Source organism: Streptomyces sp. NPDC048584 (assembly GCF_043199595.1).
GTDB lineage: Bacteria > Actinomycetota > Actinomycetes > Streptomycetales > Streptomycetaceae > Streptomyces > Streptomyces edwardsiae.
This window is the reverse complement of record NZ_JBICWF010000017.1, coordinates 108,012-119,484: the sequence shown is the minus strand read 5'-3', so window position 1 is coordinate 119,484 and position 11,473 is coordinate 108,012. Positions and strand designations below refer to the sequence as shown.

The window sequence follows — 11,473 nt, the reverse complement described above, 5'->3', positions numbered from 1 at the left end:
ATCCTGAGAGACGGGAGAGCCCAGGGACAGCGAAACGGGCAGGTCAGCCCTGATGGAGTGAACCGGAGGCACAGGGCGCGTGCAGGGCGCAACGACAGCGTGCGTGACGCAGCATACGGACGCGGCCAGACGCTGGGGACGCTGCCGCCGCCGGCGGAGCCGTGACCGCCGGAGGGATCGCCGAGCGGTGTGACCTCGAGCCGTCAACAGCCTCCGAGTATCTGAGCCTCCTGCGTCGCGGCGGCCCGGTTCTCTCCAGTCAGGAGGGTAAGCCGGTCCTCTGCCGCACCGACGGCACCACCATGGTTCGTCACCTGGACGCTCTCGAGGCATTCCTGCTGCGCTGCCGTCCGTCCGCCTGCAGTGCCCGACCGCAAACCGGCTCGGGCGGCGCTCAGCCGCGCAGGTCGAGCAGCGCCGCCATGCCCGCCACCACGGACGGGGCGACCCGGTAGTAGACCCAGGTGCCGCGCCGCTCGGAGGTGAGCAGTCCGGCCTCGCGGAGCTTCTTGAGGTGGTGGGAGACGGTCGGCTGCGAGACGCCGACGTCCGCGATGTCGCACACGCACGCCTCCCCGCCCGGATGGGAGGCGATCTTCGAGAACAGTCGCAGCCGCACCGGGTCCGACAGCGCCTTGAACATCACGGCCATCTTCTCCGCGTCCGCCTGCGACAGTTCCCCGGCCGTGATCGGCGGGCAGCACGGTACGACGTCGCCGCCCCGCGGTACGGGCAGCTCCACGACCTCAGACTTCGACATGTGTCTATGTTGACACTCGTCGATATGAGGTGCAAGCTCGCTTGTATCGACGAATGTCGAATCAAGGTGACCTTTCAAGGAGACCGCATCATGAGCGCCCAGCAGCTCCCTGTCGTCGTCATCGGAGCCGGTCCCGTCGGGCTCGCAGCGGCCGCCCACCTCGTCGGGCGCGGCATCGAGCCCCTCGTTCTGGAGGCGGGGGAACAGGCCGGTGCGGCCGTTCGCGAGTGGAGCCACGTACGGCTGTTCTCCACCTGGGGTGAGGTCGTGGACCCGGTCGCCGAGAAGCTGCTGGCCCCGACCGGCTGGACGCGCCCCGCCCCGGCGACGTACCCGTCCGGCGGCGACTGGGCCGAGCGGTATCTGCGGCCGCTCGCCGACGCCCTCGGCGACAAGGTCCGCACCGGGGCCGCCGTCACCGGTGTCTCCCGTGCGGGCCGGGACCGTATCGTCGACGCCGGCCGCGAGGATCAGCCCTTCGTCGTGCACGTCGAGTACGCCGGCGGCCGCGAGGAGCGTGTCCTCGCCCGCGCGGTGATCGACGCCTCCGGGACCTGGACCGCGCCCGGCCCGGCCGGCGGCAGCGGCCTGCCCGCGCTCGGCGAGAGGGCGGCGGCCGAGCGCGTCACCTACCGCGTCCCGGACCTGAATGACCCGGCCGTCCGCGCCCGTTACGCGGGCAAGCGCACGGCCGTCATCGGTTCTGGCGCTTCCGCGTTCACGGCGCTCGCGTACCTCGCCGAGCTGGCCGAGTCCGAGGACGGCACGGGCACGCACGCGGTGTGGATCCTGCGCCGCGGCATCTCCGGCTCCACCTTCGGCGGCGGCACCGCCGACCAGTTGCCCGCCCGCGGTGCCCTCGGCCTCGCCGCGAAGGCCGCCGTGGAAGACGGTCACGCGGACGCGGTCACCGGCTTCCGCACCGAGGCGTTCGAGCGCGACGGCGACGGACGCCTCGTCCTGGTGGGCGAGGACGGTCGCCGGCTCGACCCGGTGGACGATGTGATCGTGCTGACCGGCTTCCGCCCGGACCTCTCGTTCCTGGACGAGCTGCGCCTGGGCCTGGACGAGCGTCTTCAGGCTCCGGTGGGACTGGCCCCGCTGATCGACCCGAACCAGCACTCCTGCGGCACCGTCCACCCGCACGGTCACCGCGAGCTCTCCCACCCCGAGCAGGGTGTCTACCTGGTCGGCATGAAGTCCTACGGCCGTGCCCCCACGTTCCTGGCCATGACCGGCTACGAGCAGGTCCGCTCCGTCGCCGCAGCGATCGCCGGCGACCTCGACTCCGCGGACCGCGTGGAACTCACCCTCCCGGAAACCGGGGTCTGCGGCGGCGCGGGCCTGTTCGACACCCCGGACGCCCAGCAGACCGGAGGTGGCGGATGCTGTGCTGCGCCGGAACCGCAGCTCGTGACGCTCGTCGCGCCCGCGGCGGGAGGCACGGCTGCCGAGGAAGCACCGGCGGGCGGCTGCTGCGGCTCGTGACCCGCCTCAACACCCGTGACAGCGGGGCCGCGACCGGAACAGTGGACCGGTCGCGGCCCCGCGCCGCCCCACCTGCCCTCTGCCTGACGCAGATCGTGAGCTGGGGCGGCCAAGGGAAGTGGCTCGCTACGTCGCGTTCGACCGCCGGACGCCTGGGCGAACTTCAGCCCGGCCGATGTCGCCCTGCACGAGATCAGCGCGGCCGTCTCATTCGACGACACCGGAATCGCCCTTCACACCGCGAGGCCGCTCATGTGCCGGCATATGCTCCCCGAACTCCCCCACCTCAGCCGTCGACCGGGAGTCCCCGCGTGAGTGACCGGGTGACTTCCAGCGTGCGCTCATGCCCGATGCGGGAGGAAATAAGCACTTTCGTCGTATGGTCGCGCGGCGGCACACCGCGGGCGTTCTCGCTGCCGTTCATCGGACTCACCGCCCTCCTCGGGGATCAGGGCCGAGTGGCGGCGTCACTGTCGGGGTGAACGACGAAAATCTGGTCGAGGCCGACCATGCGCAGCACACGGAGGGTGTGGGCGGGAACGGCGGCGAGTGCGATGTCGGCGTGGGCGGCGTGGGTCTGGTTGCGGGCTGCGATCAGGGCGGTGATGCCGCTGGAATCGCAGAAGGTCATTCCGGCCAGGTCCAGGACGAGGCGCTGGCCTGGTCGGAGGGTGAGTGCGGTGAGCCGTTCGCGCAGCTCGCCGACGGTGGTGTAGTCGAGGTCGCCGAAGATTTCCAGCACGGGACCGGTGGTGGCCTCTTGTGTGGTGATGCTCAGCGGGTTCATGTGGCGGTTCTCGATTGTGTGCTGGGGGCGGGTACGCCGATGGCGAGGAGGGCGGTGTCGTCGTCGAGGCCGTCACCCAGGTCGTCCAGCAGGTCCTTCAATGCCTGGATCACGGCCTGTGGGGCCTTGCCCGCGTGGCCGGCGGCGAACGCGAGTAGGGCCTCGTCCCCGTAGAGGGCGGTGCGGTCTTCGCCGGTTCGGGCCTCGGTCAGGCCGTCGGTGTACAGCACAAGGGTGTCGCCGGGGCCGAGAGTGGTGGCGGCGGCGGTGAAGGGCGCGGTCGGCAGAACGCCGACGAGGAGTCCGCCGGGGGTGGCCAGGAAGCCGGCCGTACCGTCGGCGCGCAGGACAAGTGCCGGCGGGTGGCCGCCGGAGGCGATGCGGACGGTGACCTCTCCCGTCGTGGGGCCGGGTTCGAGGGTGCCGAAGATGGCGGTGCAGTAGCGCGGGTCGTCCCCGGTGTAGCGCTCGTGCAGCAGATGGTTGAGCGTCGTCAGGGCGGCAACGGGGTCGGGGTCGTGCAGGGCCGCGGCTCGCAGGGTGTAGCGGATCAGTGAGGTGACAGCGGCGGCCTGGGGGCCCTTTCCGCACACGTCGCCGAGGAAGAAGGCGAAGCGCCTGCCGTCGATGGCGAAGAGGTCGTAGAAGTCGCCGCCGAGGCGGTCCGGAGAGGCGGCGCGGTAGTGGGCTGCGGCTTCCACCCCCGGCACCGGTGGCAGGGTGGCGGGCAGCAGCGACTGCTGCAGTACGGCGAGGGCATCCTGCAGCCGGGTCCGGTCGGCTTCGGCCTGCTCGTGTGCCTGCTCGGCCGCTCTACGGGCTCGCAGGAGTTCCCGCTCGTACGCACGGCGGTCCCGGGCGTCGAAGACCGTGGTGCGGATCAGCAAGGGCTCGCCGTTTCCGCCGTTCTTGACGACGGAGGACACGAGTACCGGTATACGGCCGCCTCCGGCCTGCTTGATCTCCAGGGCTATGCCGCTGATCTCGCCCCGCATCCGCAGCAGGGGCGCGAAGTGCGTCTCGTGGTACAGCTTTCCGCCCACGGTCAGCAGGTCGGCAAAACGCATCCGGCCCACCACCGCGTCGGCCTCCAGGCCGAGCCAGCCCAGGAGGGTGGCGTTGATCTTGGCGATGGTGCCGTCCATCAGCGTGGAGAGGTATCCGCAGGGTGCGTTCTCGTAGAGTTCCTCGACGCTGTCTTCCAGCAGGGCGGCGAATGCCGCAGCCGGCGCCTTCTCGCAGTCGGGCTCCGGCCCGTTGCGACACATCACGGCAGGCGCGCCAGGAAATCGGTGATCGCCTCGTTGGTGGCCTCGGGCGCGGACAGGTGTGGGCAGTGCCCTGTGGCATCGAGCGTGACCAGCTTGGAGTCGGCGATCGTCCGGTGGACGAAAGCACCGACCTCCCGGGGGGCGATGACGTCCTGGGCGCACTCCAGGATCAGAGTGGGCACCGTCACGGTCCTCAGGTCGTCTCGCGAATCCGACAAAAACGTGGTGCGGGCGAAGACCCGCGCCATGTCCGGGTCGGTGGCGCAGAAGCTGTTCGTCAGTTCCTCACCGAGTTCGGGCCGGTCCGCGTTCCCCATGATCACGGGCGCCATCGCCGCCGACCAGCCCAGATAGTTGGACTCCAGGGACTCCAGCAGCTCGTCGATGTCCTCGGCGCTGAACCCACCCCGGTAGCCCGCCTCGTCGATGTACCGCGGAGACGGGGCGACCATCACCAGCGCTCCGACGCGTTCCGGGGCCATTCTGGCGGCCAGCACGCCGATCATCGCGCTGACCGAATGGCCCACGAACACCGCATCGCGCAGGTCAAGCGCTTCGCACACGTCCACCACATCACGGGCGTAACCGTCCAACGAGGCGTAACGGCTCTCCGAGAACGCGGTCAGGTCCGAGCGGCCCGCACCGACGTAGTCGAACAGCACCACCCGGTGGTCCTCAGCCAGAGCAGGCACGGTCAGACGCCACATGTTCTGATCACAGCCGAACCCATGAGCCAGCACCACCGCTCGGCCCCGAGGGTTTCCGGTGACGGTGACATTGTTCCTGCGTTCGATGTCCATACCACCCACTCTCTCAGGCTCCGTCCGCTCTTCTCGCATGCCAGCGGACCGCCGGACCGTGCCCGGTGCCTACCGCCCGCGATGGTGCTCACCGCCACACACCATCGAATCGGGCCACCGGACGCCACCGGCGCGGGGCCACACAGCGGTACGGACGGCGGCGTCGGATGCCCGACAGAACTGTGCTGGGTGCAAGCACTGGCCGACCCTGCCGATCCTCTCAACCGCTGACTGCGGTGCCGGGTACGTCTGCCAGAGCTGCGGCGCTCGTGACCTCGTCGGATCGAGGGCCGAGCCATTCGCACAGCAGGATGGAGGTGTCGTCCGCAGGCGGTTGCCATGGTGGCGCGGGTGGGGCGGCGGAGGGTCTCGGGGACGGACAGGCCGTCGACGTGGTGGCGGACGAGGAAGTCGGTGAAGCGGGTGAGGCCGAACTCCTCGATACGCCCTGGCCGTCTGACGGCTCCTCCCCGGCACGGAAAAGGGCGAGGCCCGAAGACCCCGCCCGACTCCTGCGACGACCCCGGCTCAGGGCCACACCAGGCAGTACGGCTGATGCCCCGCCTCGTGCAGCCGATGCGAGAAGTCCTGCCACTCGTGCAGCAGCTGGTACACGTTGAACGCGTCCCGCGGCCCTCCGCGGTCCGGGACCGTGGACCAGATGAACGCCGCCGCGCCGACCGCCTCCTCGCCTATGCCGCGCAGGGGGTCGACGACCGTCATGGGGAGTTTCACCACCGCGTAGTCCGGGTGGAGGACGACCAGTTCCAGGGGCGGGACCTTGTGCAGGGGGACGCCTTCGATGCCCGTGAGGACCATCGCGGCCATGGTCTCCGGCTTGATCTTGGTGAACATGCCGCCCATGCCGAGTTCGTCGCCGCCGAGTTCCTCGGGGCGCATCGAGATCGGGACGCGGGCCGCGGTGGCGCCGTCCGGCGCGCCGAAGTACTTGTACGTCACCCCCACCCGACCACCATTCCTGCTCCCTGCCCCCGCCGGGGGGCCGCTCCGCTCCGGCCCGCCACGGGCCAGGCGCGTCTCGTCCGGGTCTTCCGCCTCGCGCCGGTGCCTTCCCCGCCGGGCACGTCGAGGACCCAGGTCGTCAGTCCCCTCGCCCAGTCCGCCACCGCGATGCATATCTCCACCCGACTGCTTTTCTAGGACGCGTGGCCCCCGCCGCGCAACCCGATCATCGTGTCAGTGACCTCCCCCACGGCCGCCCGCCGAAACGTACGGTGTGACAACTGCCCGCGGGGGCTTCGCAGCCTCCGGCCCGCCCCGGCCGTGTGAGCTGTGTGTATCAGAGGTCAGTTTCGCAGATCACGGCGGATCGGGGGCCGGATGCCGCAGGCCGCCCCTGGCCTACGCTGGACACGTCATACGCACCCGGAGCCGGGAAGCCCCCCGGAAAGTCGGAGAAGGTCGGAGAAGTCGCAGGTCATGAGCGAACTGCCATATCCATACGAAGCCCCGGTCTCGCAGGCGCTGTTCGACCGTGCCGCGGACGTCACGCCCGGCGGGGTGAACTCACCGGTACGCGCCTTCCGCGCCGTCGGTGGCACACCCCGGTTCATGGTGTCGGGCACCGGCCCGTACCTGACCGACGCCGACGGACGCGAGTACGTCGACCTGGTCTGTTCCTGGGGGCCGATGATCCTCGGGCACGCCCACCCCGAGGTGATCGCCGCCGTACAGGACGCCGTCGCGCGCGGTACGTCCTTCGGCACGCCCGGTGAGGGCGAGGTCGCGCTCGCCGAGGAGATGGTCGCCCGGATCGAGCCGTTGGAGCAGGTACGGCTCGTCTCCAGCGGGACCGAGGCCACCATGTCGGCGATCCGGCTGGCCCGCGGGTTCACCCGGCGCACCAAGGTGGTCAAGTTCGCCGGCTGCTACCACGGGCACGTCGACTCGCTGCTCGCCGCCGCCGGCTCGGGTGTCGCCACGTTCGCGCTGCCCGACACGCCCGGCGTCACGGGCGCCCAGGCCGGTGACACGATCGTGCTGCCGTACAACGACCTCGAGGCGGTGCACGCCGCGTTCGCCGCGCACCCCGGCGAGATCGCGTGCGTGATCACCGAGGCGTCGCCGGGCAACATGGGCGTCGTACCGCCGCTGCCCGGGTTCAACCAGGGGCTGAAGGACGCGTGCGCCGCGAACGGCGCGCTGTACATCTCCGACGAGGTCATGACGGGCTTCCGGACCAGCCGGGCGGGCTGGTACGGCGTCGACGGTGTCCGGCCCGACCTGATGACGTTCGGCAAGGTGATGGGCGGCGGCTTCCCGGCCGCGGCCTTCGGCGGGCGCGCCGACGTGATGGGCCACCTCGCCCCGGCCGGCCCCGTCTACCAGGCCGGCACCCTCTCCGGTAACCCGATCGCCACCGCGGCCGGGCTGGCCCAGCTGCGGCTGCTCGACGACGCCGCCTACGAGAAGGTGAACGCCGTCTCGGCACAGCTCCGGTCCCTCGTCACCGAGGCGCTGGCCAAGGAGGGCGTCGCGCACACGCTGCAGAACGCCTCCAACATGTTCTCCGTCTTCTTCACCGACCACCCGGTGCGCAACTACGAGGAGGCGAAGGCGCAGGAGTCGTACCGCTTCACCGCCTTCTTCCACTCGCTCCTCGCCAACGGCGTCTATCTGCCGCCGTCGTCCTTCGAGTCCTGGTTCGTGTCGGCCGCGCACGACGAGCGGGCCGTCCAGCGGATCGCCGACGCCCTCCCGGCGGCGGCGCGAGCGGCAGCGGAGGCGACAGCGTGAGCACCCCGAAGAGCGACGACGTCACCGTCGTCCACCTGATGCGGCACGGCGAGGTCGAGAACCCGGACGGTGTCCTGTACGGCCGGCTGGCCGGCTACCACCTCTCCGAACTGGGCCGGCGCATGGCCGACCGGGTCGGGGAGCACCTCGCCTCCCGCGACATCACCCATGTCGTCGCGTCCCCGCTGGAGCGGGCACAGGAGACGGCCGAGCCGATCGCCAAGGCGCACGGCCTGGACATCGGCTCGGACGCGCGGCTGATCGAGGCGGCGAACGTCTTCCAGGGCAAGACCTTCGGCATCGGCGACGGCGCGCTGCGCCGCCCGGCCAACTGGAAGCATGTCGTCAACCCGTTCAAGCCGTCCTGGGGCGAGCCGTACGTCGACCAGGTCATCCGCATGATGGGCGCGCTGCACGCGGCGAAGGACGCGGCACGCGGTCATGAGGCGGTGCTGGTCAGCCATCAGCTGCCGATCTGGATCGTGCGGTCCTACGTCGAGAAGCGGCGGCTGTGGCACGATCCGCGCAAGCGGCAGTGCACGCTCGCCTCGCTGACCTCGTTCACCTACCAGGGCGACCGGATCGTCTCCGTCGGCTACAGCGAGCCGGCCCGTGATCTCGTCCCCGCGCATCTGCTCGCCGGTGCCAAGCCGGTGAAGGGCAAGAGCAAGGCATTCGGGGCGTAAGGCCGTAAACCGGCCGGTGCGGAAAGGTTCGTTCGCACTTCGTTGCGAAACCTTCGCATACGACGGGAACCTCCCGCTTCGTCATGTCCTCTGATTATGTGACCACCAGAGGACGTGACGAACGGGGTTGCCATGCGCAGTCTCTCCCGTAGGGGAATGCTCGGGCTCGGCGCGGGGGCCGCGGCCGCCGTACCGCTGGCCGGCTGCGGCGGCCACAAGAACTCGGACGACGGCGGCGGCGCCGGCGGTTCCCGGCCCGGCGGCGGCGGGACCCGTAAGCCCGGCCCGAAGCCGACGAAGACCGCCCGCCCGATCGGCGACGGCTCCACCTCCTTCACCGGCAAGCAGCCCCACCAGCCCGACGCGCCGGTGCCGCTGGAGCCGGGGCAGACCCCGCCGCAGTTCGTCGTCTTCTCCTGGGACGGGGCCGGCGAGGTCGGCAACGGCCTCTTCCCGCGTTTCCTGGACCTCGCCAAGGAGCACGGCGCGGCCATGACCTTCTTCCTCTCGGGCGTCTATCTGCTCCCCGAGTCCAAGAAGCGGCTCTACGACCCGCCGAACAACCCGCGCGGCGCCTCCGACATCGGCTACCTCACCGACGGCCACATCAAGGACACCCTCAAGAACATCCGCCGTGCCTGGCTCGAAGGGCACGAGATCGGCACCCACTTCAACGGCCACTTCTGCGGCGGCTCCGGCAGTGTCGGCAACTGGACGTCCCAGCAGTGGCGCAGCGAGATCGACCAGGCCAAGTCCTTCGTCAAGGAGTGGCGCACCAACTCCGGCTGGACCGACCTGGAGTCCCTGCCGTTCGACTACGACAAGGAACTCGTCGGCGGCCGTACGCCCTGTCTGCTCGGCCAGGACAAACTGCTGCCCACCGCCCGCGAGCTCGGCTGGCGCTACGACGCCTCCTCGCCCGGCGGCCGCCAGGTCTGGCCGGTGAAGCGGCAGGGCATATGGGACCTGCCCCTGCAGCAGATACCGTTCCCCGGCCACTCCTTCGAGGTCCTGTCGATGGACTACAACATGCTCGCCAACCAGTCGGTCAACTCGACCAACGCCCCCGCCCACAACTACCCGGGCTGGCGAAAGCAGGCGGCCCAGTCGTACATATCCGGCTTCAAGCGGGCATACGAGTCGAATCGCGCGCCCTTCTTCGTCGGGAACCACTTCGAGCAGTGGAACGGCGGCATCTACATGGACGCCGTGGAGCAGGCGCTCAAGCACATCGCGCGCGAGAAGGAGAAGGGCGGCGACGTGAGGCTCGTCTCCTTCCGGCAGTTCACCGACTGGCTCGACGTGCAGAAGCCGGAGGTCCTGGAGCGGTTCCGCACCCTGGACGTGGGCCAGGAACCGGCCGGGGGCTGGAAGGCGTTCGCGAAGGACACCGCCGGAGCGGGCGCCGGCGACGCCGCCTGAAATGCGGAATTCGGCCCGGACGGGGGGTGCGCAAGATCCCCAGAACGGGCATGCGAAACTTTTCACATGAGTGCCGCCAGCCGCGCCCCCCAGCGCTCGAACCGAGCCGTTCACAGCCCGGACCGCGCCCTCCGTGTCCCGCGCGCCCGCCGCCGCGCCACCCTGGCCGCCGGCGCCGCCGCGGCCGCGCTGCTCGTCTCCGCCTGCGGCTCCGGCGGAACGTCCGGCGGGGGCGGCAACACCAACTTCGTCACCGGCAGCGACGGCATCTCCACGGTCCCCGCCGGCAAGCGGGCCGCCGCACCCGAGCTGACCGGGAAGACCCTCGAGGGCGAACAGCTCGACGTCGCCGACTACCAGGGCAAGGTCGTCGTCCTCAACGTCTGGGGCTCCTGGTGCAACCCCTGCCGCGCGGAGGCCAAGTACTTCGCCAAGGTGGCGAAGCAGTACGCCGACCAGGGTGTCCAGTTCGTCGGCATCAACACCCGGGACGGCAGCACCGCCGCCGCCCTCGCCTTCGAGAAGGACTTCGGCATCCCCTACCCCAGCCTGTACGACCCCACGGGCAAGCTGATGCTCCGCTTCGAGAAGGGCACCCTCAACCCGCAGGCCGTACCCTCCACCCTGGTCCTGGACCGGGACGGGAAGATCGCCGCCCGCGCACTGGCCCAGCTCGACGACGAGCGGCTGCTGAAGATGCTCAAGCCGGTCGTCGCGGAGAAGTGACGTGACGGCACTGCACACGCTGGCCGACGCGGGCTACAACGGCACGGTGCTCAACGGCGCCCTGCTGGTCTCCCTGCCCATCGCCCTGCTCGGCGGCCTCGTCTCCTTCTTCTCGCCCTGCGTCCTGCCGCTGGTCCCCGGCTACCTCTCCTACGTCACCGGCGTCTCCGGCACCGACCTCGCCGAGGCCCGGCGCGGCCGCATGGTCGCCGGCGCCTCCCTCTTCGTCCTCGGCTTCACCGCCGTGTTCGTCTCGGGCGGCGCCTTCTTCGGCTTCTTCGGACAGACGCTGCAGGAGCAGTCGGGCGTCCTGTCCAAGGTGCTCGGCGTCCTCATGATCCTCATGGGCGTCTTCTTCATGGGCCTGATGCCCTGGCTCACCCAGCGCGAGTTCCGCTTCCACAAGCGCCCCGCGACCGGGCTGATCGGCGCCCCCGTCCTCGGCGCCCTCTTCGGCATCGGCTGGACCCCCTGCATCGGCCCCACCCTCGCCTCCGTCCTCACCCTCTCCGCACAGCAGGAGAGCGCCGGACGCGGCGCCCTGCTGACCGTCGCGTACTGTCTGGGACTGGGCCTGCCCTTCGTGCTCGCCGCCGTGGCCTTCCGCAAGGCCCTCGGAGCCTTCGGCTGGGTCAAGCGGCACTACGTCTGGGTCATGCGCGTCGGCGGCACGATGATGATCCTCACCGGTGTGCTGCTGCTGACCGGCGCGTGGGGCAGCCTCGTGGCGCAGATGCAGACCTGGTCCAACGGCTTCACTGTGGGGATCTGACCCG

General features: G+C 70.4%; 12 protein-coding genes and 1 pseudogene. 7 read left to right on the top strand and 6 right to left on the bottom strand.

Annotated elements, in window-relative coordinates; all coding sequences use genetic code 11:
- Positions 1 to 394 precede the first annotated feature (394 nt).
- On the bottom strand, positions 395 to 760 hold the full coding sequence (locus ACGFR9_RS30850) for an ArsR/SmtB family transcription factor (RefSeq protein WP_393214980.1): 366 nt from the start codon (positions 758 to 760) through the stop codon (positions 395 to 397).
- 90 nt (positions 761 to 850) lie between these two features.
- Between ACGFR9_RS30850 and ACGFR9_RS30845 the strand changes: the two genes are divergently transcribed.
- Positions 851 to 2,248 carry an NAD(P)-binding domain-containing protein gene (locus ACGFR9_RS30845; protein WP_393214978.1) on the top strand — a complete coding sequence of 466 codons (1,398 nt, stop codon included), beginning with the start codon at positions 851 to 853 and terminating at the stop codon, positions 2,246 to 2,248.
- Positions 2,249 to 2,348: 100 nt separating this feature from the next.
- A pseudogene (locus tag ACGFR9_RS30840) lies at positions 2,349 to 2,524 on the top strand (transcriptional regulator); the annotation flags it as partial.
- Positions 2,525 to 2,534: 10 nt separating this feature from the next.
- On the opposite strand, the gene ACGFR9_RS30835 reads toward ACGFR9_RS30840, so the two are convergent.
- The 5 genes from ACGFR9_RS30835 to ACGFR9_RS30815 form a co-directional block, all read right to left on the bottom strand.
- Positions 2,535 to 2,672, bottom strand: a complete 138-nt coding sequence (locus ACGFR9_RS30835; protein ID WP_393214975.1) for a hypothetical protein — start codon at positions 2,670 to 2,672, stop codon at positions 2,535 to 2,537.
- 24 nt (positions 2,673 to 2,696) lie between these two features.
- Positions 2,697 to 3,035 (bottom strand): STAS domain-containing protein, encoded by a 339-nt coding sequence (locus ACGFR9_RS30830; RefSeq protein WP_393214972.1) that lies wholly within the window; start codon positions 3,033 to 3,035, stop codon positions 2,697 to 2,699.
- Positions 3,032 to 4,303, bottom strand: coding sequence for a PP2C family protein-serine/threonine phosphatase (locus tag ACGFR9_RS30825; RefSeq protein ID WP_393214969.1), 1,272 nt, complete (start codon positions 4,301 to 4,303; stop codon positions 3,032 to 3,034). Before ACGFR9_RS30825 ends, ACGFR9_RS30830 begins: the two co-directional genes overlap by 4 nt.
- On the bottom strand, positions 4,303 to 5,106 hold the full coding sequence (locus ACGFR9_RS30820) for an alpha/beta fold hydrolase (RefSeq protein WP_393214966.1): 804 nt from the start codon (positions 5,104 to 5,106) through the stop codon (positions 4,303 to 4,305). The genes ACGFR9_RS30825 and ACGFR9_RS30820 overlap by 1 nt, the downstream gene beginning before the upstream one ends.
- A gap of 528 nt (positions 5,107 to 5,634) precedes the next feature.
- On the bottom strand, positions 5,635 to 6,243 hold the full coding sequence (locus ACGFR9_RS30815; protein WP_393214963.1) for a hypothetical protein: 609 nt from the start codon (positions 6,241 to 6,243) through the stop codon (positions 5,635 to 5,637).
- Positions 6,244 to 6,546: 303 nt separating this feature from the next.
- Between ACGFR9_RS30815 and hemL the strand changes: the two genes are divergently transcribed.
- The 5 genes from hemL (at position 6,547) to ACGFR9_RS30790 (ending at position 11,469) form a co-directional block, all read left to right on the top strand.
- Entirely contained in the window at positions 6,547 to 7,863 is a 1,317-nt protein-coding gene (gene hemL / locus ACGFR9_RS30810) for a glutamate-1-semialdehyde 2,1-aminomutase (RefSeq protein ID WP_393214960.1), read from the top strand.
- A gap of 38 nt (positions 7,864 to 7,901) precedes the next feature.
- Complete coding sequence (locus ACGFR9_RS30805) at positions 7,902 to 8,549, top strand: histidine phosphatase family protein (protein WP_393215149.1); 648 nt, start codon at positions 7,902 to 7,904, stop codon at positions 8,547 to 8,549.
- Between the two features lie 156 nt (positions 8,550 to 8,705).
- A complete protein-coding gene (locus ACGFR9_RS30800) occupies positions 8,706 to 9,971 on the top strand; it encodes a hypothetical protein (RefSeq protein WP_393215146.1) in 1,266 nt (421 codons plus the stop codon).
- 66 nt (positions 9,972 to 10,037) lie between these two features.
- On the top strand, positions 10,038 to 10,697 hold the full coding sequence (locus ACGFR9_RS30795; protein WP_393214957.1) for a TlpA family protein disulfide reductase: 660 nt from the start codon (positions 10,038 to 10,040) through the stop codon (positions 10,695 to 10,697).
- A 1-nt stretch (position 10,698) separates the two neighbouring features.
- Positions 10,699 to 11,469, top strand: a complete 771-nt coding sequence (locus ACGFR9_RS30790) for a cytochrome c biogenesis CcdA family protein (RefSeq protein WP_393214954.1) — start codon at positions 10,699 to 10,701, stop codon at positions 11,467 to 11,469.
- Positions 11,470 to 11,473 lie beyond the last annotated feature (4 nt).

Bases quoted from the DNA above. Each gene is read 5' to 3' on its own strand.
- ACGFR9_RS30800 (WP_393215146.1), top strand. From the start codon at position 8,706: ATGCTCGGGCTCGGCGCGGGGGCCGCGGCCGCCGTACCGCTGGCCGGC.
- hemL (WP_393214960.1), top strand. From the start codon at position 6,547: ATGAGCGAACTGCCATATCCATACGAAGCCCCGGTCTCGCAGGCGCTG.
- ACGFR9_RS30845 (WP_393214978.1), top strand. From the start codon at position 851: ATGAGCGCCCAGCAGCTCCCTGTCGTCGTCATCGGAGCCGGTCCCGTC.
- ACGFR9_RS30835 (WP_393214975.1), bottom strand. From the start codon at position 2,672: ATGAACGGCAGCGAGAACGCCCGCGGTGTGCCGCCGCGCGACCATACG.
- ACGFR9_RS30825 (WP_393214969.1), bottom strand. From the start codon at position 4,303: ATGTGTCGCAACGGGCCGGAGCCCGACTGCGAGAAGGCGCCGGCTGCG.
- ACGFR9_RS30820 (WP_393214966.1), bottom strand. From the start codon at position 5,106: ATGGACATCGAACGCAGGAACAATGTCACCGTCACCGGAAACCCTCGG.
- ACGFR9_RS30815 (WP_393214963.1), bottom strand. From the start codon at position 6,243: ATGCATCGCGGTGGCGGACTGGGCGAGGGGACTGACGACCTGGGTCCT.
- ACGFR9_RS30830 (WP_393214972.1), bottom strand. From the start codon at position 3,035: ATGAACCCGCTGAGCATCACCACACAAGAGGCCACCACCGGTCCCGTG.
- ACGFR9_RS30850 (WP_393214980.1), bottom strand. From the start codon at position 760: ATGTCGAAGTCTGAGGTCGTGGAGCTGCCCGTACCGCGGGGCGGCGAC.
- ACGFR9_RS30805 (WP_393215149.1), top strand. From the start codon at position 7,902: ATGCGGCACGGCGAGGTCGAGAACCCGGACGGTGTCCTGTACGGCCGG.
- ACGFR9_RS30795 (WP_393214957.1), top strand. From the start codon at position 10,038: ATGAGTGCCGCCAGCCGCGCCCCCCAGCGCTCGAACCGAGCCGTTCAC.